The organism is Peptostreptococcus sp. D1, assembly GCF_900112955.1.
Lineage (GTDB): Bacteria > Bacillota > Clostridia > Peptostreptococcales > Peptostreptococcaceae > Peptostreptococcus.
In genome coordinates this window covers 1-24,493 of sequence record NZ_FONP01000018.1, presented here as the reverse complement: position 1 = coordinate 24,493, position 24,493 = coordinate 1, and the positions used below count along the sequence as shown (strand labels likewise).

Annotated in this window: 39 protein-coding genes; 4 read left to right on the top strand and 35 right to left on the bottom strand. The window is 28.7% G+C overall.

Annotated features, from left to right (window positions below):
* Nucleotides 1–34 precede the first annotated feature (34 nt).
* The 35 genes from BM120_RS09805 to BM120_RS09640 form a co-directional block, all read right to left on the bottom strand.
* The gene (locus BM120_RS09805) at nt 35–523 is read right to left on the bottom strand and encodes a ParB N-terminal domain-containing protein (protein WP_091995588.1); all 489 of its coding nucleotides are present in this window, start codon (nt 521–523) and stop codon (nt 35–37) included.
* 188 nt (nt 524–711) lie between these two features.
* Complete coding sequence (locus tag BM120_RS09800; protein WP_091995586.1) at nt 712–1,173, bottom strand: DUF1492 domain-containing protein; 462 nt, start codon at nt 1,171–1,173, stop codon at nt 712–714.
* Nucleotides 1,174–1,274: 101 nt separating this feature from the next.
* A complete protein-coding gene (locus tag BM120_RS09795) occupies nt 1,275–1,691 on the bottom strand; it encodes a DUF1064 domain-containing protein (RefSeq protein ID WP_091995584.1) in 417 nt (138 codons plus the stop codon).
* Between the two features lie 11 nt (nt 1,692–1,702).
* Nucleotides 1,703–3,325 (bottom strand): DUF4942 domain-containing protein, encoded by a 1,623-nt coding sequence (locus BM120_RS09790; protein WP_091995582.1) that lies wholly within the window; start codon nt 3,323–3,325, stop codon nt 1,703–1,705.
* Between the two features lie 23 nt (nt 3,326–3,348).
* Nucleotides 3,349–3,762: a single-stranded DNA-binding protein gene (locus BM120_RS09785; RefSeq protein WP_091995602.1), complete on the bottom strand. Its 414-nt coding sequence runs from the start codon at nt 3,760–3,762 to the stop codon at nt 3,349–3,351.
* Nucleotides 3,755–4,033 (bottom strand): hypothetical protein, encoded by a 279-nt coding sequence (locus BM120_RS09780; RefSeq protein WP_091995580.1) that lies wholly within the window; start codon nt 4,031–4,033, stop codon nt 3,755–3,757. The genes BM120_RS09785 and BM120_RS09780 overlap by 8 nt, the downstream gene beginning before the upstream one ends.
* 11 nt (nt 4,034–4,044) lie before the next feature.
* The gene (locus BM120_RS09775; RefSeq protein WP_091995579.1) at nt 4,045–4,533 is read right to left on the bottom strand and encodes a YopX family protein; all 489 of its coding nucleotides are present in this window, start codon (nt 4,531–4,533) and stop codon (nt 4,045–4,047) included.
* Nucleotides 4,534–4,549: 16 nt separating this feature from the next.
* On the bottom strand, nt 4,550–4,912 hold the full coding sequence (locus tag BM120_RS09770; protein WP_091995577.1) for a hypothetical protein: 363 nt from the start codon (nt 4,910–4,912) through the stop codon (nt 4,550–4,552).
* A 6-nt stretch (nt 4,913–4,918) separates the two neighbouring features.
* Complete coding sequence (locus BM120_RS09765) at nt 4,919–5,344, bottom strand: hypothetical protein (protein ID WP_091995575.1); 426 nt, start codon at nt 5,342–5,344, stop codon at nt 4,919–4,921.
* Complete coding sequence (locus tag BM120_RS09760) at nt 5,344–5,700, bottom strand: hypothetical protein (RefSeq protein ID WP_091995574.1); 357 nt, start codon at nt 5,698–5,700, stop codon at nt 5,344–5,346. The genes BM120_RS09765 and BM120_RS09760 overlap by 1 nt, the downstream gene beginning before the upstream one ends.
* Nucleotides 5,701–5,720: 20 nt before the next feature.
* Nucleotides 5,721–6,188 carry a hypothetical protein gene (locus tag BM120_RS09755; protein WP_091995572.1) on the bottom strand — a complete coding sequence of 156 codons (468 nt, stop codon included), beginning with the start codon at nt 6,186–6,188 and terminating at the stop codon, nt 5,721–5,723.
* A gap of 14 nt (nt 6,189–6,202) precedes the next feature.
* Nucleotides 6,203–6,502, bottom strand: a complete 300-nt coding sequence (locus tag BM120_RS09750; protein WP_091995570.1) for a hypothetical protein — start codon at nt 6,500–6,502, stop codon at nt 6,203–6,205.
* 13 nt (nt 6,503–6,515) lie between these two features.
* Nucleotides 6,516–6,941: a hypothetical protein gene (locus BM120_RS09745; protein WP_091995569.1), complete on the bottom strand. Its 426-nt coding sequence runs from the start codon at nt 6,939–6,941 to the stop codon at nt 6,516–6,518.
* A gap of 12 nt (nt 6,942–6,953) precedes the next feature.
* Nucleotides 6,954–7,202, bottom strand: a complete 249-nt coding sequence (locus BM120_RS09740) for a hypothetical protein (protein ID WP_091995567.1) — start codon at nt 7,200–7,202, stop codon at nt 6,954–6,956.
* The gene (locus BM120_RS09735; RefSeq protein ID WP_091995565.1) at nt 7,199–7,414 is read right to left on the bottom strand and encodes a hypothetical protein; all 216 of its coding nucleotides are present in this window, start codon (nt 7,412–7,414) and stop codon (nt 7,199–7,201) included. Before BM120_RS09735 ends, BM120_RS09740 begins: the two co-directional genes overlap by 4 nt.
* A gap of 12 nt (nt 7,415–7,426) precedes the next feature.
* Nucleotides 7,427–9,313: a PcfJ domain-containing protein gene (locus tag BM120_RS09730; protein WP_091995563.1), complete on the bottom strand. Its 1,887-nt coding sequence runs from the start codon at nt 9,311–9,313 to the stop codon at nt 7,427–7,429.
* A gap of 10 nt (nt 9,314–9,323) precedes the next feature.
* On the bottom strand, nt 9,324–9,755 hold the full coding sequence (locus tag BM120_RS09725; protein ID WP_091995561.1) for a Cas9 inhibitor AcrIIA9 family protein: 432 nt from the start codon (nt 9,753–9,755) through the stop codon (nt 9,324–9,326).
* Nucleotides 9,756–9,852: 97 nt separating this feature from the next.
* A complete protein-coding gene (locus tag BM120_RS09720; RefSeq protein ID WP_091995559.1) occupies nt 9,853–10,857 on the bottom strand; it encodes a nucleoid-associated protein in 1,005 nt (334 codons plus the stop codon).
* Nucleotides 10,858–10,859: 2 nt separating this feature from the next.
* Nucleotides 10,860–11,366, bottom strand: coding sequence for a dUTP diphosphatase (gene dut / locus BM120_RS09715; protein ID WP_091995557.1), 507 nt, complete (start codon nt 11,364–11,366; stop codon nt 10,860–10,862).
* Nucleotides 11,367–11,381: 15 nt separating this feature from the next.
* Complete coding sequence (locus BM120_RS09710) at nt 11,382–11,633, bottom strand: hypothetical protein (protein WP_091995556.1); 252 nt, start codon at nt 11,631–11,633, stop codon at nt 11,382–11,384.
* 3 nt (nt 11,634–11,636) lie between these two features.
* Nucleotides 11,637–11,945, bottom strand: coding sequence for a hypothetical protein (locus tag BM120_RS09705; RefSeq protein WP_091995554.1), 309 nt, complete (start codon nt 11,943–11,945; stop codon nt 11,637–11,639).
* Entirely contained in the window at nt 11,923–12,084 is a 162-nt protein-coding gene (locus BM120_RS10920; RefSeq protein ID WP_177187419.1) for a hypothetical protein, read from the bottom strand. Before BM120_RS10920 ends, BM120_RS09705 begins: the two co-directional genes overlap by 23 nt.
* 10 nt (nt 12,085–12,094) lie before the next feature.
* On the bottom strand, nt 12,095–13,015 hold the full coding sequence (locus BM120_RS09700) for an ATP-binding protein (RefSeq protein WP_091995552.1): 921 nt from the start codon (nt 13,013–13,015) through the stop codon (nt 12,095–12,097).
* Nucleotides 12,996–14,036, bottom strand: a complete 1,041-nt coding sequence (locus tag BM120_RS09695) for a hypothetical protein (RefSeq protein WP_091995550.1) — start codon at nt 14,034–14,036, stop codon at nt 12,996–12,998. The genes BM120_RS09700 and BM120_RS09695 overlap by 20 nt, the downstream gene beginning before the upstream one ends.
* Nucleotides 14,037–14,066: 30 nt before the next feature.
* A complete protein-coding gene (locus tag BM120_RS09690) occupies nt 14,067–14,783 on the bottom strand; it encodes an MBL fold metallo-hydrolase (RefSeq protein WP_091995548.1) in 717 nt (238 codons plus the stop codon).
* Between the two features lie 8 nt (nt 14,784–14,791).
* Nucleotides 14,792–15,772 carry a recombinase RecT gene (locus BM120_RS09685; RefSeq protein ID WP_091995547.1) on the bottom strand — a complete coding sequence of 327 codons (981 nt, stop codon included), beginning with the start codon at nt 15,770–15,772 and terminating at the stop codon, nt 14,792–14,794.
* A complete protein-coding gene (locus BM120_RS09680; RefSeq protein ID WP_091995545.1) occupies nt 15,765–17,732 on the bottom strand; it encodes an AAA family ATPase in 1,968 nt (655 codons plus the stop codon). Before BM120_RS09680 ends, BM120_RS09685 begins: the two co-directional genes overlap by 8 nt.
* Before the next feature lie 125 nt (nt 17,733–17,857).
* Nucleotides 17,858–18,121 (bottom strand): hypothetical protein, encoded by a 264-nt coding sequence (locus tag BM120_RS09675; protein ID WP_091995543.1) that lies wholly within the window; start codon nt 18,119–18,121, stop codon nt 17,858–17,860.
* Nucleotides 18,122–18,123: 2 nt separating this feature from the next.
* Nucleotides 18,124–18,603 (bottom strand): hypothetical protein, encoded by a 480-nt coding sequence (locus tag BM120_RS09670; RefSeq protein WP_091995542.1) that lies wholly within the window; start codon nt 18,601–18,603, stop codon nt 18,124–18,126.
* Nucleotides 18,604–18,723: 120 nt separating this feature from the next.
* Nucleotides 18,724–18,915: a hypothetical protein gene (locus BM120_RS09665; protein ID WP_091995540.1), complete on the bottom strand. Its 192-nt coding sequence runs from the start codon at nt 18,913–18,915 to the stop codon at nt 18,724–18,726.
* Nucleotides 18,908–19,093, bottom strand: coding sequence for a hypothetical protein (locus BM120_RS09660; protein WP_091995538.1), 186 nt, complete (start codon nt 19,091–19,093; stop codon nt 18,908–18,910). Before BM120_RS09660 ends, BM120_RS09665 begins: the two co-directional genes overlap by 8 nt.
* 28 nt (nt 19,094–19,121) lie before the next feature.
* On the bottom strand, nt 19,122–19,541 hold the full coding sequence (locus BM120_RS09655; RefSeq protein ID WP_091995536.1) for a helix-turn-helix domain-containing protein: 420 nt from the start codon (nt 19,539–19,541) through the stop codon (nt 19,122–19,124).
* Between the two features lie 11 nt (nt 19,542–19,552).
* Complete coding sequence (locus BM120_RS09650; RefSeq protein WP_091995534.1) at nt 19,553–19,870, bottom strand: hypothetical protein; 318 nt, start codon at nt 19,868–19,870, stop codon at nt 19,553–19,555.
* Nucleotides 19,851–20,288, bottom strand: a complete 438-nt coding sequence (locus tag BM120_RS09645; RefSeq protein ID WP_091995532.1) for a hypothetical protein — start codon at nt 20,286–20,288, stop codon at nt 19,851–19,853. The genes BM120_RS09650 and BM120_RS09645 overlap by 20 nt, the downstream gene beginning before the upstream one ends.
* A 149-nt stretch (nt 20,289–20,437) precedes the next feature.
* Complete coding sequence (locus BM120_RS09640) at nt 20,438–20,632, bottom strand: helix-turn-helix transcriptional regulator (RefSeq protein ID WP_091995530.1); 195 nt, start codon at nt 20,630–20,632, stop codon at nt 20,438–20,440.
* A gap of 154 nt (nt 20,633–20,786) precedes the next feature.
* Here BM120_RS09640 and BM120_RS09635 point away from each other — a divergent pair, with 154 nt between their 5' ends.
* From BM120_RS09635 to BM120_RS09620, 4 genes are all read left to right on the top strand, one after another.
* Nucleotides 20,787–21,113 carry a helix-turn-helix domain-containing protein gene (locus tag BM120_RS09635; RefSeq protein ID WP_242941603.1) on the top strand — a complete coding sequence of 109 codons (327 nt, stop codon included), beginning with the start codon at nt 20,787–20,789 and terminating at the stop codon, nt 21,111–21,113.
* Nucleotides 21,114–21,151: 38 nt separating this feature from the next.
* Nucleotides 21,152–22,105 carry a ribonuclease H family protein gene (locus tag BM120_RS09630; RefSeq protein ID WP_091995526.1) on the top strand — a complete coding sequence of 318 codons (954 nt, stop codon included), beginning with the start codon at nt 21,152–21,154 and terminating at the stop codon, nt 22,103–22,105.
* A gap of 66 nt (nt 22,106–22,171) precedes the next feature.
* Nucleotides 22,172–22,681, top strand: coding sequence for an ImmA/IrrE family metallo-endopeptidase (locus tag BM120_RS09625; protein ID WP_091995524.1), 510 nt, complete (start codon nt 22,172–22,174; stop codon nt 22,679–22,681).
* A 24-nt stretch (nt 22,682–22,705) separates the two neighbouring features.
* Nucleotides 22,706–24,448 (top strand): recombinase family protein, encoded by a 1,743-nt coding sequence (locus tag BM120_RS09620; protein WP_242941602.1) that lies wholly within the window; start codon nt 22,706–22,708, stop codon nt 24,446–24,448.
* Nucleotides 24,449–24,493: the final 45 nt, after the last annotated feature.

The window sequence follows — 24,493 nt, the reverse complement described above, 5'->3', positions numbered from 1 at the left end:
GACTAGTCGCAGCTAGAAAAACTCTCATAGATACCTAAAGTTCTATTTTTTCATTACAGCTTGGACAATAAATTATTTGCTTTTCCTTTTCTTTAGTTTTTAATGGTTCGTCTTTAATAAAATCTTCATCAGTTAAATTTAATTCGTCAAAATTTATAGAATTAAGATTATACATTTCCAAATCAATATCGTTGATTTTATCTAATTCTTGCATTAATTTATCAAAATCCCACTCGGCAAATTCGCTAGTTTTATTGTCTACTAACCTGTATGCCTTGACTTGTTCTTCTGATAAATTGTTTAAATAGATACAAGGCACTTGACTGTAGTTTAACCTTAAAGCAGCCTCATATCTTGTGTGTCCTGCTATAATAACATTATCTTTGTCTAAAAGAATAGGATTTGTAAATCCAAACTCTTTTATAGACTCAATAACCTTATCAATAGCATGATCATTGATTCTTGGATTATTCTCATATGGAATAATCTCAGTAACATTAATAATTTGCAGTTTGTTACTCAATTGATTTTACCTCCGTATTTAATTTTTTTATTAAAAAACACCCTACATATTACTGTAAGGTGCTTTTTAAGGTTGAATGATTAAACGTCATTTGCTGTTTATTTTTTTGACAATACCATATTAACACATTTTCGACTGTCATGAACTGTCATTTACTGTTATTTACTGTCATTTACTATCATTTACTGTCATTTACTATCATTTACTGTTAATTTCTCATTATTTAATATATTTTGATACTCAATTAATGCTAACCTATGTATCCTATGTAGAGTTGATTCAGAATATTTATCCTTACCCATTCTTAACGCAATAGTCTTCCATGGGCTACAGTTAATATATCTTTCCCTTAGTACAATTTGTTGTTTATAATTCCTTATTTTATTTATTTTTCTAAGAATTTCTAGTATTTGATTATTTCTTTGAGCAACCATATTTTGATATTCTGATTTCATATCAATGTATGAACATATAAGCTTTTCAGCACCTTCTGAGCTACATTGTACTTTATCTCCATATTGAATAGCACTTCCTTTTATTTTAGTATCCATTTCTTCGATTTTTTCCTCGAGATTCTGGATATCATCTCTAATAAATTCTACATTTTTTAGTTCTCTTTTAGCTTCATCTGTTCCTTTTCTTTTAATCATTGACAAATCAACTCCTCTTGAAATATAATATAGTTGCTAATTATATGTTAAGCTTGTTGACATTTTTAGGATAGTAGCTGGTAACTACTATCCTATTTTATTTAATCATTTTCAATGAATATGTAGTTAGGAAAATTTTTTTTAAACAGTTTTCTCTTTATGATGTATGTAGAATCTTTCTTTGTTATCTTAGATTTAACATCTTCTACATAAACAATTCCATTGATTGTATACATAAAATCTGCTATGTATTTTACACTTCTCTCCGTTTTACCATTGTTATCTTTAAATGAATCTAATAAAACAAACTCCACTTGACGCTCTAGTTTCTCAACATTACCATTTTTAAGCATATTTTTTAACTCTATATATCTATGAAGTTCTTTCTTACTGTCAAACTCCATTCCATTAAAAGTTATTTTTTTATTTTTATACTTATTTTGTTTCTTAACAACGTACTTATTACTTCCAGTTTTTTTGTAGTAATTCTTCAAATCTTCTTCACTCCAATTAATCATACTGTCCCTTCTTATGTTAGTAATTTAATATCTAAATTACCTATTACACCATTGACTTTATCTTTCATATATTTTTCTTCGCCTTCAAAATCATCTATAACTTGTTTTTCTTCATTACTCATTTCATTATAGTTTTTAGATCCATATCCTGGTGGCAACCAATTTCTTTTTTTAGCTCCCATTCGGTTGAGTTTATCTAGTATTTCTTTATTATTAAAGGTAATATGGCATGTCCCTTTTTTGTAAAAATCACAAGTTACATATGGAAATTTAACTTTTTTTCTTGTATTATTATTTTCTATTTGGTCTATAATATTATCTACCTCAGTTGTATTAAATCTTTTCCCATCTAGGTATCCAAATACTACAAACATATCTCTGAATGTCGCTCTAGCTTCGTATGAGAGTTTCATATTATTATCAAGCCAATTACTAGTACTATTTAGTGGTATAATTACCTTATTGTTTATTTTCCAGCTTTTATTTGTTTTCCAACCATTAAATAAATGTATGTTTTTAGAATATTCATCATAACTATATCTACAACTAAATTCTTCAAATAGCCTATCTATAGAATCCAATACACTATCATTTAACGTACTAATTAAATTAATTTGTAATGCCTTGATATTATAGTAATCAAACTCATAATCTTTAAATTCATTTATCTTATCATGTAGTTCATAGCTTTTATCATTAGTTAAAGCACTTGATATTTGATTAGAGTTAAATAGAACTTTCCAAAATTTTAACCTAGTTTTTTCTATATATCGGTTTATATCATTTTCAATTCTTTCTGATGAATCGTTGAATATTTTTAATTCAAATGAGGCGATATCATATTTATCGGTTTTTACACAATGATTAACTAATTCATTCTTAAAGTTGTGATAGTATTCTATAAACCTAATACCTGCTTCTATTTCTAGTTTATATTCCGATATAAGAGCTTCTATATAGTCACCTAACGCAATCCTTGATTCAGTATACTCTTCGTTGCTATACTCTTTTATGCTTGCGTTTTTTCTTAAATCTTCAAATATATTAAAGCTAGATTCTTTTTTGATTATATTTATATTAATTAATGCTATATCCACATCAGTTGTTCTTTCTGCGTTGCTAAAAGCATTATTTATATATCTAACCTTAGCTTTATGTTCTTTTAATTTGTTTACTAATAATTTTCTCGTTTTAGAGTATGCGTTCTCTAGTGTTTCTTTGTTTAAAATACAAGCTATTTGTCCTCCGTTACGTTCCATCATATCAATAGCTTTTAATAAATGTTTATCACCATTAGCAAATGGTGGATTCATAATTATTAAATCATAACAATATTGAGATTGATAATTAAGAAAATCATCTCCTACTACATTGAAATCTTTCCCCTTCAATATTAGCCTTAAATTTTCGTCTAATTCAATACAATCAATTTTAGGTTTTGATCCTATTCTACAACCTCTATATTCTTGACTATATATTTTATTTGATATATAATCAGCCAAATCTCCCTTTCCAGCAGATGGTTCTAGAATGTTTTCTATATTAATTAATTTACACTCTATACCTTTAACCAATTCTTCTGCTATTTCTATAGGTGTGGGATAAAATTGATATCCAAATTCTACAATATTCATTTGCTTTTATTCTCCTTTTTTATTTAAAATGGTACTTCATCATCATTTACTGCTGCAAACTCATTCGGTGCCGAATCATAACTTGGCTCAAATGTAGGACCATCACTATTTGATTCTTTTTTACTATCCAATGCTTGTATACTTCTTCCTGCTACTTTTGTAAAAGTTCTTTTATCGCCCTCTGGAGTTTCGTATCTATCTACTCTAATACTTCCTTGAACTCCAACTAATCTACCTTTTGTAATGTAATTGGCACAAAACTCTGCAGCTTTGCCCATTAATTCTACTGGAATAAAATCAGTGGTAGTTGAACCATCTTTATTTTTATAATCTCTAGCGATAGCAAGAGTAAAACTTGCCACCGCTGTATTTGTTCCTTGTATATACCTTATATCTGGGTCTTTTGTTAGTCTGCCAACTAAAACAACATTATTTATCATTGTCTGTATCCTCTTTTCCCATATTATCAAAATCGTATAGATTAATTAAAACTCTATCTCTGCCAAAAGCTTCTGCACTAATTATTATGTTTCTTATATATTCCATGGCGGGACTTACATCATTATTTTCATATACACAAATATAAGTCTCTTCACAAACGTTAGCAGCCTCGACCATAATAGAATTAGCGTAGACATCTCTTTTTGAGTAAATAAAAACCACGTCATTTATAATCTTCCCATCATTCGCTATTACAGTTATTTTCATGCTTATTCCTCCTAATATATATTCATTGCTTTCTCTTCTAATGGCAATAAATCTCTATTTTCATAAATATTGCCTAACACTGCCAATTCTTCACTCATAAAGTCGTGCCATTCTTCATTACACCAATCACTATTCATGCCATTAATAACTTCTGTATCATCTTCTGCAAAATTGGTTAATTGAAACCTACCCATATATAGCTCAACTTCTGCAACATTTTTTATATCATAAGCTTCTCTATATTCATATCCTTCTTCTCCTGTATCGTCAAATTCTACTATATCTCCCACATATATTTCTTTTCCAGTTTTGTCTTTGTATCCAGTTGAAACCATCGTTGGCAAAGATATAAAATTAAATTTAAGTTGCGAAAAATCATAATTAGTCTCTTCTCTATACATTATTAATTCGCTATTTTTATCTATATCAATTCTATATCCTTGCATTTCATCTGAATAAATCATCTTTTTATTATCTTCGTCCCATGCTCTAACTTTCATGCTTTACCTCCAATTGTTATTTTTCACTATTCAATTCTTTAACTTTGTCGAATACATAATCTATCGCATTCTTTACTTCATCTTTAGTCATCCTCATATTTTCTTTAGTTACATATTTTGTAGCATAAATCATATACATTTCCTCTTTGCTCGGAACTAATATATTTATAGTTGCACAAATCGAAAATATTATTGCTAATTTTTTTATGTAACTCTTATAAGCATTTAACCCCTTACGTTCTTCGTCACGGCAGTAATCTCTAAAATTAAAAAATATACAAGTTACTATAAGAAATGTTAAAGCTGTTACTATTAACACAAAACTGGCAAAAAAATCTAAATTTGATAGTACCGTTATCAAATATATTGCTTTCCCCATGCTTACCTACCTTTCAAACGTTTCTATTACATTTAATAATTTCTCAACTGTTTTGTAAAACAAATCATTTCCAAAATCATGTAAAGTACAAATATCTTTTTCGTTTAAATAGTCATGGATTGAACAACAATAACTATCGCCACCTAATTCACTGATGATATCATATACTAAATTATCTATTGTTTCATTCGTTCCTGAATCTGTAGAATGTATAAAATCATGTAATTGTCTTGATATAGGCTCGTATTTATCTACTTTTAATGCTTTTTTTACATCCTCACTCGTATAATCATCAAAACTCATTCTATCCAAGAAATCTTCTAGTTTTTTCTCATCGTGTATATCTACGCAACCGTAATAATTGTCCAATGCTGGAACGTATTCATCAAGACTATATAATCCATCCTCATCTATATATAAATATCTAATCATTACTCCACCTCATAATCTTTCCACATTCCGAATATTTCTTCAGTGCATATACCAGCTTCCGCCATATCCTTTTGATAGCTATATGTAAAGTCTTTATCGAAAACCCATTCCGAAACTTCTTTATAATTTGCATAAAGATCTATATCTTCAACTTCATCTAATATTATTTCTTGTAGTTGTATTTCTCCTCCAAATGGATGGGCACAATTGTCATTGTGTTCATACAATTTACTTACATCTTCTTTCATATCTTCTAAGTAATCTAGTGCTTCCCTTTTATCTATGAAAAAAGAGCTTTCGCAACTTTCACTATCCTCACAAACATAAACTAACCTATATATCTTTTCTATCTTCATCTCTACTCCTCCACTCTAAACTAATATTTCAGTAATCTGTCCTCACCCACTTCATCTATCACTTTTCGTGCAATTTCTCTAGTTTCAAAATAGTAAACTCCATAATCGTCATTGCACCAATAAGTTACATCTACAGTGTTGTTAAAATGATCATAAGAAATAATCCAATTGCATTTTTCACTTTCAAAAGGAACGCTAAATTTCTTCATCACAGCTTCTATTTTTCGTCTTTCAAGCTCAAATTCTGCTTCTTCTTGAGTTAAAAACATGTTTCCCATATCTCTGACGCTATTATCAAAATCTTCTCCATGAAATACGAAATATTCAATACCTCTAGGATAGATGACATAATATACATCCTCACGCTCTATATCCCACACTGTTTTAGGTTGATTCTCTTTTTCTAGCATTGCATCAACCTTGCTAGTTAATTCTTTTCTAAATTTTTGCACTTCATCATTTATGTATTTTTCGATTTCTTTATTCATATTTATTCTCCTTATCACTCATAGTCATCATCATAGTCACCATACTTATCATATTCACGCTCACTAATCTGAACTACAGTCCCGTCAGCGCAAATACTAAAAAACGAAGTCTCCTCGACCAACGGATATCCCAACCTTATCGCAGCATTTTCTGTATTTATCTCTGCATAAATCGGTGTTACATATCTTCGTGTCTTCCCATAAAATGTAAATGAACTAAAACCACCCTCGACTTGAACTATCTCAACGTCACACTCTTTTGCTTTTTTATAAATAAAATCAATTGCATTATTAAAATCTTCTATCCTTATCATATTTACTCTCTTATTAACTTACTTTTTCAAATCTATACAGCTGCCTATTATTCATAAACGATTCTCTAATACCATTTTTACCTTCAAACAATATGATATGTTTGTAGGTATGGATATGTTTGAATTTACCTATAAACTTAGCAACCAACTTATTTCTATTGTCTATTGAAGTTTCATAGACCTTATATCTACTGCCTTCCACAAACTCAAGCTTTTCTGAATTTGTTTTGTGATAAATAATTGCACTAGCTTTGTTCTTGCTTCCTCTGTGTATGCCTTGCTTGTAATAGAATTGTAATAACCAGCACTTAGATACATTACAATTATATTTTTTATTAAATTTTTCAATTATTTCATCATATGATTTATCTTTATTTTTTATCAAAAAATCTTTTTCCTGTTTGTTTAATATATATTTGCCAACTTCATCTATCTTCATATTTGCTCCTCTTTATTCAGCTATTCTCCACATCTTTATTACTATTTTGAAAGTTTGTAAAAAATCCATAAAAGCTAAATCGTCATTATAAGTCGAATTTATATGGTATTTAAATCCTCTAAGATACATTTTAAGAATTTTATTTACAATAATCTTGCTTTGTTTTTCATTTGTAAAACACAAACAAAACTCAACCTCAATATCGACATTATCATCAATTGCCCACTCTACAAAATCTAATAAATTTTCTTTTTTATTCATCTTTTACCTCTTCTTAAATACTTAATAGCTCGTTCCTTTCTCAAACTATAAAAATCATCTGAATTATGTTTCTTTTCAAGTTCTTTTTTTCTTTTTTCGCTATAGTAAATATATGTTTCACATACACTATGACAACCTATTTGTCTTTTACTACAACCAAAACAAGGAATTTCCTTTACATTCTTGCCATTCCAAGGTATTTTTTTATCCATACGAACTCCTCTTTAACTTACATTAGATAATGTTTTACTATACTCTTTTTCAAATTCTTTTATAAATAACTCAATTTCAGTAGTAGTATTCTTATTATTAAATCCTCTACATTGAACAACTTTATTATTTTTAAATTCAATCGTATAGTACGATCTTTTTACGTTTTCTTTTTTTCTTAGAAAGAAAATTAGAGTTTTTCCATTTGCAACCTTATCAATATAGTTTGCAACACAATGATTTAGACTTTTTCCTTCTCTTAGTATTTCTACTGCGGTGTTTGGTTTAATAACTACTAAATCATCATTTTCAAATAGTTTTTCATTATAACCAGAATATATCTCTCTAATTATAGGATTATACTTCTCATATTTTCTTTTATTGACTAAATCAACCATCTTATCATGCTCGTCTATTATATTTTTTACATATAAATTATTTCTATTGGTAAGGTCAATATCTTCTTTAATGCACATTTCTATGTAATCGTTGTAGTACTGAAGATCCTCAAAATCTATTTTTAATAAATAGTTTATAGACTTATGTATATTACCATTTGATATCAATAAAGAAAACACATCCCTATCCATCTTTGAATATATTTTAAAAACCCTTTCAAGAATAGATTTATCAATAGAATAATTAATTTTTCTAAGCATTTGGAATAGTTTTAAGTATTCTGCCTGCAAATTGCTATCTATATTTCTCAGTAGGTTAAAATCATACTTAGAAATCTGAAGCCATTTAAAAATATTCTTTTCATTTTCATTAATTTTTAAATGTGTAACTCCATATGTTAGTCCATACAGTCCAGTTTTATTAAAAAATTCTATTTCCTTACAATTGTTATAATTTTCAAATTCAGAGCCATGATAGTAATTATTGGTATGCTTAAAATATTTATCTAAGGCAGAATATTGGTATCTTGTGCCTTTTATTTCCCTAGCTATATTATCCTTATATAAGCTAGCACTTGTAAAAGAACTACCATCATATTCACACCATCTGAACTTTCCTGTATTTTTGTAATTTCCATAAGTATATAGTTCAACGTTACTTTCCTTGTAGATATTCCTAAAATTTTCGTATAATTCTAATTTTGAAGTATTTGTAATAGCATTAGTTATCTTTGTTGCTGAAAATTCTCTAAGTACAATGTCATTGTCTTTTGTCTTTTGATAAAAACTAACTCTACCACTTTCCATTATGCTTTGTTTCTTTTTTCTGGGTATGAACACCACAGCTGATTTACAGTTAGGACACACATAGTCCTTGTTATTTTTTATTTCAGATGATAATATTTCAACATGCTGTCTACAGTTGCTACAACTACACGTATTATACTTTTTCTTGCTATATTCGTAGAACATATATCTTTTATCAAAATACTTAAACTCAACAAATTTTTGGAAGTAATTTGGAATAGGTTTTACTTTGCTCATTTTATTATCTATTCTTTCCTTATCAATGCGGTGTTTTTCCTCAAGCTTTTTTCTTAATTGTTTTTCCTGGAATACTTCAATATTTGTATAGCAACTAATGATATCTTCCGAATGCAAGCCTAAGTATCTGTTTATCGTTTCAATCGAATCATTATCAGCATACAGTGGAGTTTTTGCCTTTGAATGATAATACACGTAAATATCCATCACAGAAAATATCTTGCCTGTATACCATTTAATTTGATTTGAAGAATTAATTTTTGCTGTTATATATTCAGCACCATCAAAAACTACCACTATTTTGGGAAAGCAGTTGTTATAAAAATATATAAATAGTATTTCCTTTTCATCTATCTTTTTTACACAACTTTTTACAATGTATCTGATATTTATATCAACATTTAAAGGTTTAATAGGCTCACAATTAATATTTGCTTTTATTAATTTTTTACTTATCATAGAATCACCTCTAATCTAAGTTAAACGATAATTGATTTCCAACCTTCTCAACTTTAAGTGAAGTTGTTTTCGTTTCTTTATTAGTAGATTTAGCCTTTTTAGTTTCTGTTTTTTCTTTCTTTTTTATGCTGCTATCTTGCTTTTTGCTGCTCTTTTTCAAATTAGTTTTATCTTGTTTTTTATCTTGCTTATCATCCTGTTGTTTGAAGTATTTAACTGCTATATCAAAAACAACATTATCTGCTAATGCTCCATTTTTACCATCTAAAAGTTTTTTTGCTTCAGCAACTATATAATCCCAGCATTTTTCAATTGTCTTATCCTCATTTTCTTCAATAGCTTTTAATAGTGATTCATCTTCTGCAGATTGTTTTATCAAAAAGTCTGCTATTAACTTTTGCTCATTATTCTTGATATCTTTAAATTTTTGCTCAATTTTCATATTTATTTGCTCACTTTCTTTTTATAGTTATTTATAAATATTCTACAAATTCAATATTTTTGATTATTAAATCCACATCTCTTATTCATCATTTTACCTATTCAATAAACTCAATGTTTTTAATTATCAAATCTGCTGTCCCATCAGCATTTTGTTTAATTGAAAATTTCATAGCGTCTTCAAAATATTCCGAAAATCCTTTTATACTAAAACCTGTATTTGTTTTGACCTTTCTCTGTTTTAGTCTTTTTTCTACGTAACTTTTATCAATGATAAATTCATCTTCAATTCCTTTTTCTTTAATGGACATTTTAAATAATTGTTTTCTATAATCATCGTCTATACATTCATCAAGAAACTTCTCAACGTTAATGTTATTCTCTTCTTTCAAGCAGTAATTTAGTATACTTCTAATATCTTCAGCTCTCTTTATTTCAGATGGATAAGAGTTAGAAATTAAGTTGTTCATAGTTTCATAAAAAGTCTTTGTTTGATACCTTTCATCAAATATTTTTTTTGCTTTTAGAAATTCACTCGTGAAACTTGAATCCGTTTCTTGTTTTTCGGCAACCTTATCAAGAATCTGCAAATGCCATTCATCATTTACTCCACTCACACCGACTATTGCAGAATGAATTATTTTTTGTGAATCCTGTATTCCAATATCATTTGTAATCATCTTGATTGATGTAGCTTTATTATCATTGTCATATCCTATTTCATGAGTATATAGTTTTTTGTAATCGAGTTTTATTATTGCTACGTATTTTTGGTCCTTGTGAGTGAATAATATTATTGCTAAATCACAAGAATCTAGTTCGCTGTTTACTTTCATTGAATCAAACATTAACCTAGCAATTTCTTTTGAACTACCAATAAATGAGCTATTGTCATAAATAATTTGATCGCAGTAAGTCCTAATTTTGTTTTCATTATAATTTTTAAACACTGCTTTTCTTAAATCTAAATCTCTAAGTATTCTTCTGATTACTTTCTGATAAAAAGCATCAGTTTCCGGAGAAATCCTATTCTCAATATCATTAAGTATCGGAAAATCTGCGTTTTTGTCAAGCACATGAATTATCTCTTTATTTATTATCATTTTTATTTACCTCCTATTACTCCAGTACTTCCAAATCCTTTATTTCCTCTGTCTGTGTCAGATAATGTTTCAACAATTTCAAATTTTATCTGATGTGCAGGATTTATTACCATCTGTGCTATTTTATCTCCAACCGATATAGTATGATACTCTAGCGAAACATTTTTTACTATTACACCGATTTCACCTCTGTAACAAGAATCTATTGTACCTGGTGAATTGGCAATCATAAATGGAGTAAATAAAGCGTTTCCACTCGTTGGTCTTATCTGCATTTCAAATCCATCTGGAATCTCAACTGCAAAACCAACCTGACACAATATAGTTTCAAAAGGTGCAAGAGTATAAGTATTTCTACAAACATTTACATATTCTCTTGTACTAGAATCTTTTCTCTTTATGTTTGCAACATACAAATCTGCACCACTATCTGTTACGTGCTTATAATCAGGTAGTATCGCATTATCTCTTAATCGCTTAGTTTTTACTGGTATCTTAAATGGCTGCATATCTTCTTTTCTCCTTTACATTCCTAACATTTGATTTATTGGTTGTAGTATTACTTTGTTTGACTTTGCTACTAACTTTAATTCTTCATTGTGTATAAATATTTCAAGCTCTGTAATTCCAGATGAATAAACATCACTTGTTTTTAAATTTATTAAGCATAATTCGGAAGTATTTTCTAGTATTCCTAAAAGTGCCATATTTCCATTCCAAGAAACAATATCTCCTATTTCAATTGTTTCCTCTTTTATTTTTAAATTTACTTTCATATCCTACACTCCTTGATTTTTAAATGTTATCCCATAATCATTTTTCATTTTCTCTACTAGACTCTGAACATTTTCACGTTTGAAATCTGTAGAATTTATAAGATCCGTTAAATCGTCATTAAACCTCTGTAGCCTTACCTTTCCCCATCCTTGATTTCTTAATATCTGTAGTGGCAGAACATAAAGAAGGGCTAGTATAGTATCAAATGTACTATCTGCTGTATTTCTTTTTATCTTCTCTATTTCAGCATTGCTAAGAGTAACTTTCTTTTCCGAATTGCGTTTTTCTCTACGTCTTTCGGCTCTGTTCATTTTTTCTCACCTCGACTATATTGTTTGTTTCTGTTACCATTCCACACCAATGACATTGAACAATATATTTATCATTTATTTTTGAAATAGCATACATACTTGATTTGCAATATTCACAAACTCTGCTTGCTACAATCATACTTTCACTCCTAAAATTTATGTTTTCTATAATCCATACCTCTAAGATTTAGTTGTACATTCTTTTCATACAATCTACTTTCTATGGATTTTCCGGTGTATTTTTTGCTTTTCTCATAAATATTTTTTAATTCTTCTAAAGTGAAATTACTCGTATAAATTGTCGTTTTACAATTTCTATACCTAGAGTCAATTAATGCAAAAACTTCTTCAGCACTCCATGATGTCGCATTCTCCTTACCAATATCATCAAGTATTAACACCTCGACATTACTATAAATATCTCTAATTTCTTCACTTTCGCCATCTCCATTGAAGGTCGATTTTATAGAGTTTAAATACTCTGTTACAGTTGAAAATAGTGTGTCTATTTCCTTGTTAATTAGTTCATGTGCCATCGCTACAGCTAAATGAGTTTTTCCAACTCCACAATCACCAAATATATACAGTCCTTTACCTCGTCTTAGTGCTTTATCAATATTTTCAATGTATTTATTAATTGTGTTGAATATTGGCATATTTTCTGATGTTATCTGAAATGTGTTGAAATTTTTATCCTGAAATTCAGCATGTATGTTACATCGTCGTATTACCTCTTTTCGTTTCTTTTCCTCCTGCTCTCTTTCAATTCTTTTTAATTCCAACAATCGTTCTTGTTCTTCTTGCATTTTAGCATGCTTAAATCCCTCACAATCACAATGTAATTCTGTTGACCACTTCATCACTTCTAACCCTTTAAACGGATTAACTATTCCTCGTTGTTCTTTGATGTCGCCACAATAAGGGCATACCATTTTTTCAGGAATTTCTAATGCATTTCTCCCAAGTGGAATCTTGTATTTTTCTATTTCATCAATTGACAAAATATAGTCATTTTCCATAATTTTTGCAAATAAGTTTGCGTCAATGTTGTTAATCGAAAATAAACTCATCAATTTCCTCCTGTGTCATATTTGACACATCACGTTTTTTCAAGCTTTTATCGCTGACTGGAGTAATATTCTGATTGCTTTTTTTGTCATTCAAACTTTGTTTATCAACGTACTTACCTTCAAGAATTTTAATAAAATTGGCGGGCTTTACAATCCAATCAAAATCAGCTTTCCATCCATTTTGGGACGTGTACCCTTTTAGGAATGATGAGTGTTCAACACCATGGACACATTCCAAGACTTTATCAAGTCCATATTCATTTATCCTTGCAGTTAGCAAGTTATATCTTTGGGTACCTTTCGATACCTTTATAATTTTTTGAATGCCGTCAATATTATTCCAAGCAGCCATTACTTGATCTATCTGTGATTTCATATTTACTTTTTCGTGTCCGTCTTCATTTAAAGAGGGACATAACATAGTATCTTTGATACTATTATTTAATTCTTTATTTCTTATCTTCTTGTTAGTTGTTAATGACTGTGTTAGTTCGTGTGTTAATGACTGTGTTACTTGTTGTGTTATTTGCTGTGTTATCTCGTCTTTTTTGTTTTCTTTAAATTCAGTATTTGCAACATATTTAGCTATATCTTTGCTTTGTTGATTGCTTTGTTGTTCGCTATGTTGGTTGCTATGTTCATCACTATGTTGATTGCTTTGTTGGTTGTTTGTTATGTTTTCGATATCACTTTGATACAACATCCAATTTTCAATGGTTATAAGACTTGACCGCTTTGTTGCTACCCTTGTTAGAAATCCATAGTTTTCAAATTTTAATAAGGATGTCCTTATCTGCATAATGCTTATATCTTGTCCAGCTTTCTCTTGTATACTTTTTAAACTAGTAACAAATTGTCCTGGTTTACACTTATACTTTTCACCATTAAATATCCATTCGTTATTTTCATGGTTAGCCATTATCAATAATGTTATCAACACTACTTTTTGAGCCATATTACAATCTTTCCATAAGGCACTTTTTAATATTTTTCTATGAAGTTTAATCCACCCTTTTTCCATGCATATATTTTTCCTCCTATCTCAAACAAATTATAAATATATTTCTAAACCCTCAACAGCTATATTAACTGGAAATCCAATTGATTTTTCAACTTCTCTTTTAAATAATTCACTATCACTATTTGCACTTGATAGATGAACTAATGTCAGTGATTCTAATTTACTTAAATCACTTGCTTTTAGAAATTCAATTACATTGCTTAGTTCAAAATGTGATTGAACTACTCTGTTTCTCAGGAACATTTTGTCTTTTAAATTTTCGTTAAGTATTTCTTTTGAGTAGTTACACTCAATCAGAATATGATTAACTCCTTTAAATCTGTATTTACAGTAGTATGTATCTGTAATATATAGTATTTTCTTTCCAGAGAAATTATGTTTAATTAAAAAACCTATATTCTCTACATCATGTTCCAAATTGAATGGTAGAATGGTAAAATTTCCTGCTGTAAATCGTTTCTGTGCAGTTATTTCTTTACACCTGTGGTTTTTTACCTCTAAGCTATTAAAAACGCTTTTAAGGGCAAATACGTTTATTCCATTTTCTACTAACCCTTTCACTCCTTTAGAATGATCTCTATGCTCATGGCTTATTAAACATCCGGAGATTTTCTCGAGATTATAGTTAATGAATTTTAATATTTTTTTATATTGAAACCCTGCATCTAATAGCAGTATTTCATTGTTTATTTCTAGGGAGTAGCAGTTTCCACTACTCCCTGTACCCATAACCTTTATTTTGTTCATTTCGACACCTAGAAAGGAACATCTTCTTCTGTTATAGGTTTTATATCTTCAACTTGTACGTCCATAAAAGATTTTTGAACTGGAGTTGTTTCTTTTTCAGGTTCTTCAGCTGGTTTTGTATTCTCTTGTGTTTCTTCAACTTCTTCGAAATCTTCTATATCAATTACTTCAGAATTTGCATTTTGCTCTATCTCTTCTGAAACTTGATTGTCTACATAAGAAATGCTATCTCCATCATCAACTGACTGGTCTTTTATCATTGCCTCTTGCATACTAACGCTAAGAGGTCCATATTTACTTATCAATAGCCTTAAAACTGTTTTTAATGCCATTGCTTCAAAATCGATACTCCAACGACTTGTTTTCTTCTTTTCTTTCAAGTCGTATGAATAACTTGAGGAGAATTTTCTTGCATGAGCTTCAACCTGTGCAGTTGTCATGTATAAAGCCTTTTCAAACCCATTTAATAGTCTGAAATAAGATATATATCCTATTACTTTATCATCTGAATAATCAACAGATGAGGTGTCTTTTACAAACTCTATTTCTCCAGTTAGCCTATTAACCTTTTCTATTTCACCTTCGTATACGGCAATAGCATTAATAGTTTTGTATTGTCCGCTTCTAAGTGCTAACTGTATATATCCTTTATATCCCATCTGAAATTGAGCCTGTTTTATTTTGACCCATTTTCCATTAATATTTTTGCTATTATTATATGGAACTATATATGCAAATCCTAGATTTTGGTCTATCGGTAAATCTAGAGTTGCAGCAATTACTGCACTAGATATAATCGTATTAGCATCTGCACCCTTTAGTTGAGGCGAATTTGAAATATTTATAATAGAAGTAATGAATGCCTCATCTCTATCTTTTAATAATTCTTTAAATCTTTTCTTGTAACTATCTTGGCTCAATAATTGTTTTACACTTTTAGGAGCTTCTTCAATAGCATTTGTTTTTTGAGTTTTTGTAACATTATTCATTAAAATATCCCCCTTCTATTTCTAAGCTGTCACTATTGGCAACTTTTAAATTTATTATTTGAGTATTTGTTTCGCCAATATCAATTATTGATTCTCTATTATCAATAAATATTGGCATTTCAATTTTATAAAAATCTGAGATTGTGTTTATTATTGACAACCCACTATTTAATTTTCCAGCTGTATTTACATCACTGAAAGGTACGCCATTTACAAGGACCTCACAAGTTTCTGTAATACCACCGTTTACTTGTTGTTCAAAGAGTTTAAAATTAACTCCTTTGAAATACTTGTTGATATTACTTTCTAGTAATTCAACTTTTTTGATTATGAATTTTTCGCATAACATTATGCTTTTTTCAGTATCTGCTATTTTGGCAGATAACTGTTTTTCTTCATCTTCAAGATCAAGTATTCTTTTTACTATGTTTGCATTGTTCTTTTGCATACCTAGTTTTTGTTGAAGTTCAGAAATTTCATTTTTTATTTGTTTTTTCTGTTCTTCATACTCTTTCTTTTCAGTAACAGCATTATCACTATTTTCTAATTCAGAAATTTTTAACTCTGCTTCCGATATTAAGTTGTTATAATGACCTATTGCCAACTCATCTTCCTCTAAAAAAGCAATTTCATTATTAAATTCTTTTATTTTTGTATTTAACTCCTCAACTTGTTTTGAAAGTTGATTTATTTCTTTGAACAGTTCTATTTTCTTCTCATTATCTTTATCAGCTCTCTTGCTAATTTCTTGAATTTTTATTCCTAGTTCCTTACCTTTAGTAGCTAATTTAGATAAAGAATTAGCTTTATTTATGTTGAAATTTTCTATTATTTCTTGCTTATGATTATTTAAGTAATCTTCATCATAAGCCCTTTTACAAGTAGGACAACAACTTTCAATGTTGCTTAAGTCCGCACTTGAATTATTTATTTCAACATACTCCTTTCTTGCTAGAGTCTGCTGTTCTTTTAATTGTTCAATTTCAGATAACTTTGATTTGTGAGAGTTATCTAAATTGTTATATTCCGTTCTTTTGGAGTGTAGCTTTGAATTTGCTTCATTTAGCAAATCAGACAATTTGTATTTTTCTCCAAAAGTCCTTTCTTTAGCCTTTTCTACAATGTCTATCTTAAAAGACTTATAGTTAGCTATTTCTTCTTTAATTTTTACAATTGCATCTTTATTGCTTACCAAACCATTTATTACTTTTTCTAGGTTAGTAAGTTCGTTTTCTTTTTCATCAATTGTTTTCTCTATTTCAGAGGTATTAACATCCACTATAGAGTTGTTTAATTCATCAATTCTACTTGGGATTTCTTTTTTCTGTTCTGATAATTTCTTACTTGTAGCTTTGAATGAAGCAAGTAATTTATCAATCCCCTTTTCTATTTGCGTTCTAAGTGGTTCTAATTCTAAATCACTATCAATAACAGATTCATCAGAAATATCACCTACTATATTTAATATTAATTGCCTTTGTTCTTTCCAAGGCATTTGAATACTAAAAAACAATGGATTAGTAAGAAGTTTAAACAATTCTTCATTGCAAAAACTCTCTTCGATTGTTTTTTTGTATTCATTTTTCTTTACTGGAACATCATCTACCTCGTAAATAGTTTCATTTCCATTAAATGTTTCTTCGCTATCCCCTCTCCTTTTAGTCCATTTTTCTTTATAAGTTTTCTTTAAAATTAACTCTTTATCGTCAATTTTAAATACTCCACTTACAGTGGTATCAACTCTCTTAGTTCTATTGAACTCGTCGAGAGGTTTAATATTAAATTTTGTTTCATAGTGGCTATTTTTATCAAATAACAGCCATGTAAAAGCATCAAATATTGTGCTTTTACCACAACCATTTGGACCGCTGATTGTGGTTTCTTTTTCAAAATCAATAGATAGATTTCTTATTGATTTGAAGTTTTCAATTTCTAACTTCTTTAAAATAACCTTTTTCATTTTTCCTCCCAAATATTTTATTTGCGTTATTACAAGATTTTGTGATATAATCTTGTAAAGATATCTTTTTTTCCTAAAGATATTTATTTGCTTTCTCCGTATGTTTTTGCTCAACGTACGGAGCTTTATTTTTCTAGCTCCACTATTCTGTCATTTAGTTTACAGATTTTTGAAGTTAAATCTGCTATGACAGAAGTTTTATATGGGAGTTTCTGTTTTTGAAATCTAGCATTTCTATTGGCTATTTTCTTAAACTCCCTTTCTTCAACTAAACAATCCCTTTTAGCTTTTAACTTTTCCAACGCCAATGGGTCATTTTTTAAAATCCTACCAGCTGAACGTTGCCCTGTTCGGATTTGATTTATTATTTTTTTTTCTTCTTTATTCATCTCTACTCCACCACCTTAAACCAGTACTTCTTTAATCTGTCTTCACCTATTTCATCTATTACTTGCTGTGCTGCCTCTTTAGAGTCAAAATAGTAATAACCTGCATTAATATAGGTTGTAGTTATTAATATTTTTGACCAAGAATGGATGTAATAAATAAAATAATTACTTCCTATGTTTTTAAAAGGTCTGCTATATTTCCTCATTACAGTTTCGATTTTTCGTCTTTCAACCTCAAATTCAGCCTCCTCTCGAGTTAAGAATATATTTCCAAGTTCTCTGGCTGCTGTATCAAAACCACGATGGTTAAAAGTATAAGAATCAATCCTCCCATTAATCGCAAGGAAATAATAATTATCTCCTTCTTTTAAATCCCACACCGTTTTTGTTTTTTCTTTTTCTTTGTCCTCTATACTTTTGATTAACTCGTTTTTAAATTGCTCAACTTTTTCATTTATGTATTTTTCGATTTCTTTATTCATTTCTACCTCTCCTTTATCTATTCATTCGCCCATCTAAGATACATCTCAATGTATTCAATACCTATTAGCACTAAATACTTGATAGCTCCTAGAAAATTAACTATTGCTTTTTCCATTTCTTTACCTCTCAAAACTATATTTTTCTCCAGGAAGCAAATAATCAACTCTTCCTTTTTTATTTATAAATGGTAGATTATATGGAAGTGGGTCTTCTTCCTGTTCCATTTTGTCTACCTCTACAGCTTCCTGTAGTGTAAGGAATCTGTATTGTTTATTTTTATTTATCAAATTTTCTAATTCTCTTCTATTCATATCCAAATACCTCTCTTCTTTTTTTCTCTAACGCTACCATGTCAAGTGGTGTTGCTAGAAAGCCGAAGTCAATATCCTCGACTGTTTCAAATAAATCATTTGCTTGCTCTAGCGTGTATACTCCTCTTTGATTAAGGTGTTTCCACGCTTTTTCTAATGCCTCTACTTCCGATTTCATCTTTTTTCTCCTTTTATTTGCTTGCTCCCTATTTATACCTACAGTATTTAACTGTTAGACAAGCTTCTCTAAGCTCATCTATTAATTTTAAAAGTTCCTGCCAGTCTTCAATTTCATCCTCAGATACTTCATTGTCATAAGCAATCTGAAGAAATTTATCAGTATTTTGATTAATGTTATTGTTTGCTCTCAACAACATTAATGTTGCCTGACTTAAACTTTTGCATTCAATTTTGGGTAAGCAATTTGATTTATCACATTCTCTCAAGTGTTGATAACATAACAATTGGAAATTGTATAATTCAGCCATTGCTACCACAATATTATTATCTGGAGTCCGTTCTCCTTTTTCGTAAAGGTATAAAGACTCTACAGATAAGTGCAGGTATTCAGCTGCTTTTTCTTGTGTAAGACCAGCAGCTTTCCTTGCTGTTTTAAAAATATTCATTTGCTTGCTCCTTACAACGAATTTAATCCGCAATCATATTTCAAAATAGTTGCTTGTTGCTCGGATAAAACAATTTGTTTGAAATATGAATCCGTATCTCTATCGTAATGTAATAGAGTTATAGGAATTATATTTCCTATACAGTAACTAACTACTTCTGTAGTCGCTACTGTAAGTCCAGTAACATATAGTTTAACTGAAGCTGCGTTTTTTAATTTTTCGTGTATTTGAGTTCTCATACCTACTAAATCTGTAGGATTTACTGTTTCCTCAAATATGAAGTTTTTAACTGGTAGCTCATGTCTACCTTTAAATAAACCTATTTTCATATTTTATTCCTCCTTCTTGTAGAGCATTCTGGTACTCATAATACTCCCACTCTTTTTGAGCTTCTTTAGCAAGCTCTCTTTGTTCCCACTCCCAATCCTCGATTTCTCTGTCGATAGGACGAAGGAATTTGAAGCCATATTCCCATATGGCTAACTCTAGCTCAGAGTCAGTATCCGAATCATCGTAGTAGTTAAACCACTTTAACTCGAATCCTTCTGGTCTAGGGACATATACAGCTAAGAATCCATTGGATACCCAGCCACTAGAAAATCCTGAAAATTCTCCAGTTTTTTTTTCTTGGAAGGCTAAAAAGCCTTTTTTAAGGTTGAAACCATCAACCTTAATATTTCTAACAGATTCTAGAACTTTAATAGAACTGTTAGAGTTCTTTATTTTTTTTGTTTTAAATTTTTTCATATTCTTTCTCCTTCTCTTGCACTTTTTGTGCAAGTTTTTATTTTTATCACTAACTAAATGTTAGTGTTTTTTTATCCTCATACTTGATATTATTAATATCAAGATAACATAATGTTTATAACAAAATGTTATTATTGTGGGTAAAAAAATTAAATTTTAGATATATTGTATATGTCATCAAGTTTAATTTGGTATTTTTCAGAAATTTTACAAGCTATTTCAATAGGAAGTTTTCTTTTGTTATTTTCATATTGACTTAGTCTTGGTCCTGAAATACCTAAACTTTCAGCAAGTTCGAGCTGAGACATATTTAATTTTTCTCTTATTAGTTTTATATTATTCATAAATGTCTCCTTTCTGCGTTATAACAATATGTTACTATAACATTTTGTTATTGTCAATATCTTTTCTAACACTTTGTTATTTTGTAACAAAAAAATATTTATTTTTGTTATAATTCAATTAACAAAACGTTAATTGGAAAAAGGGGGTATGAGTATGAACACATTTGGTATGAGATTAAAAGAGTTAAGAGAAAATATGAACTTAACTCAAACTGAATTGGCTAGTAAGTTTAATGTTACTCCACCGTCTATATCTCAATATGAAAAAGATGTCCGTTCTCCAGATTATGAGCTACTAATAAAAATAGCTGATTTTTTTGATGTATCTACGGATTATCTTTTAGGCAGAACAGATATTGAAAAAACTAATATAGAAACAGTAGCTGCTCATAGGACAAATGGAAACACCTCAGATATTAAAGATGTTGAGGGATTAAAGAATTTAATTAGACAAGTGATAGAAGAAGAAAAGAACAAGTAATGCTAAGTTCTTATAATTTTTAACTTTTGGAGGTAATAATGAAAAAATATTTTTTTAAAACTTTTTTTATTTTTTTTATTGCTTTTACACTTACTTCCTGTTCGGATGATAAATATGCAACATTAACAACATATTTAAGCACAATAGACAATTACTATAAGTCAATGATATTAGAGGAAGAAACATCATATATTGATGCAAAAGAAAATAAAAACACAAAACTATTTTTTAATAGAGTTTCTGAAAACTATACTTTTACTAATACAGCTACAATATTTTTTGAATCAATTAATTCAAATAAAAATATTGATAAAAGTATTATATTCAAAGATAGTATACAAATTTGTAATGCTTTAAATAATAAAAAGATGCAATATTATAATTTGAATAACATTCTTTCAAATATGGCTAATGATATATCTGATTATATGAACTCTTTTGATGCTAATACATTCAAATTTACATATGATAAAAACAACTCTAAAACATTAAAGAGTATAGATGATATTTATATATATGATGATTCTGCTAAGCAAAATTATAATAAATTTAGTGCAGCATTTTCAAAATACATTAAAGAGCATCCTTTAAAAAAAGGAAAAGTTAAACTTGTTGGTAATGATTTAATGAATTTTATGTATACTAATTCAAATATATATACAAAGACGATTGGTATCTATAACTATATAAATACTTATGATTCTAAGAAACTTTTGGAATTATTTAAAGAACAAAAAACTATTATTAGTAACACAATCACAAATATTGATAATGTTAAGAGTTCATACGATAATTCATCAAACGAGTACAAAACATTACAATATTTACAAAATACCTTTATTAAACTAAACTCTGTTATAGATACAGAAACAAGGAATTTAAAATCAAACACTTCAGTAAATATAAGTGAAGTAACAAATTCTTTTAGCGATATAGCAAGAGAATACAATAACTATTTAAATAGTTTTAATACTATTGTTTTTAATAAATAATACAAAGGGCAGGGTTTTACTCTGCTCTAAAATAATCAAAAAATACGATTTTTACGGAGGTTATTCATGTCAGCTCTTGAAAAATTATACAAATACATTGACGAAAAAAATATTAAATTAAAATATATTGATTGCTTAGAAGAAAATCACGATATTCAAGGTCTTTATTATTCTGATAATGAAAACAACATTATCCTAATTGATAGTCAAATTAAATCAGACTCACTACTTCACAGTAGTATTTTATCAGAAGAAGTTGGACACTATGCTACTTCTGTTGGAGATTCAACAAAGAAAATAACTAATGAAAATTACAGATATCATGTCGAAAAAGCTGAAAGAATGGCGGACAAATGGAAATGTAATTTTCTAATACCTGATGAAGATTTAAAAAAAGCAATAATAAATTGTGATAGCATTTCAGAGATTGCTGAATATTTATTTGTTGATACGGAAATCGTATTCAATAAGTTGAAATATATATCTTATACTAATAATACCTTTAAGGTTAATGATTCCATTACTATTGACTTGCTGCAGCTTCCTAATTTAGTAAAGATATGCAATGAATATTAATATAATATAGGAGGATAAATTCATATGATGTTGGATTCAATAAAACCTAGAGTAGCAATTTATATTAGAGTCAGTACTCATTATCAAATTGACAAAGATTCACTACCAATGCAACGTGAGGACTTAACAAACTACTGTAAATATATTTTTAATACAGATGAGTACGAAATATTCGAGGACGCTGGTTATTCTGGAAAAGATACAGGAAGACCAGCTTTTCAGGAAATGATGATTAAAATTAGAAAAAAAGAGTTTACTCATATTTTAGTTTGGAAAATAGATAGAATATCAAGAAATCTATTAGACTTCTCTACTATGTACGAAGAACTAAAAAAATATGGTGTAACATTCGTATCAAAAAACGAACAATTTGATACGTCTACTGCAATGGGTGAAGCTATGTTGAAAATTATTCTAGTATTCGCTGAGTTGGAAAGAAAACTAACTTCTGAACGTGTAACTGCCACTATGCTTTCACGTGCTGTAAAAGGGCTATGGAATGGTGCAAATGTTCCTCTTGGTTATGAATGGAACGAAGAAAAGAAATTCCCTGTTCCTAATGATAAAGAACGCAAAACAGTTGAATTAATTTATAGTAAATATATACGATTTAAATCCTGTGACAAACTTTCTAATTATTTAAATAATAATAACATAAGTACAAAACGTGGAGGTTTTTGGACCAGTAAAACTGTTAATGATATATTAAGAAATCCATTTTACAAAGGTACTTATAGGTACAATTATAAAGAATCTGGTGGAGGTAAGAAGAAGCCAGAATCTGAATGGATTATTATTGAAAATAATCACGAACCAATAATTGATGAAACTCTATGGAATATGTGTAATGATATTCTAAATCAAAATGGTGGAAAAGTTAGTACTAAATTTAGAAACGTTGTTCATACACACATATTTAGCAAAAAACTCGTATGTAAAAAATGCGGCAATACATTTATAGCGTGCAAGGATAGAGAGCGTACAAATGGATTTAGACCTTCAATTTATAGGTGTGCTGGAAATAGAAGTAAACATATTTGTGATGCGAAAATGTGTTCTGATATTGTTATAGGCTCTTTTATTTTTGAATTATTAAGAAATATAGTTCAAGCATGTAGTAAATTTTGTAATACTCCTTTAGAATTACAAAATAAATTACTAAATGGTATATCATTTTCTAATGTTAAATCTATTAACATAGAGGATCTCGAATTATTGTATGTAGCATTGTACAAAACAGAACTAAAGAAAAATGAATTAAATATTAATTCAATACAAGATTCAATATTATCAAACTCAGAAAATAATAATCATACAGAAATGATAAAAAAACAAATTAATAAATTTAACAAAGAAAGAAGTAAATATAAAAAGGCACTTGAACGATTAGAGGATTTATACTTATTTTCAGAAAAAGGAATTAATAAAACTGACTATATTCAGAAAAAGCAGCAATATGAGGAAAAACTACGTTTAGCAGAAGATAATTTAAGACAGTTTTATAGAATGAATGATTCTGCACGAAATTTAAAAGATATGAGCTTTTTACTTGGATATGAGAAATTTTTATTCAACTCCACCATAAAAGGAAGTGAATTTGATTATACTGAATTTGCAATGAACATAAATAATAATGTTCTTAAAGATTTTATAGATTCAATCATCGAAAAAATAGAGATAGAAAATAGTTCAATAAGTTGTGTCTTTTTAAAAAATGGATTAAAATTAAGATTTGAAAATAAAATACCCCTTATCATGTCTACGTAAGGGGTATAAAAAACATCATGGCTTAGCACACTTTCGAACATCCGA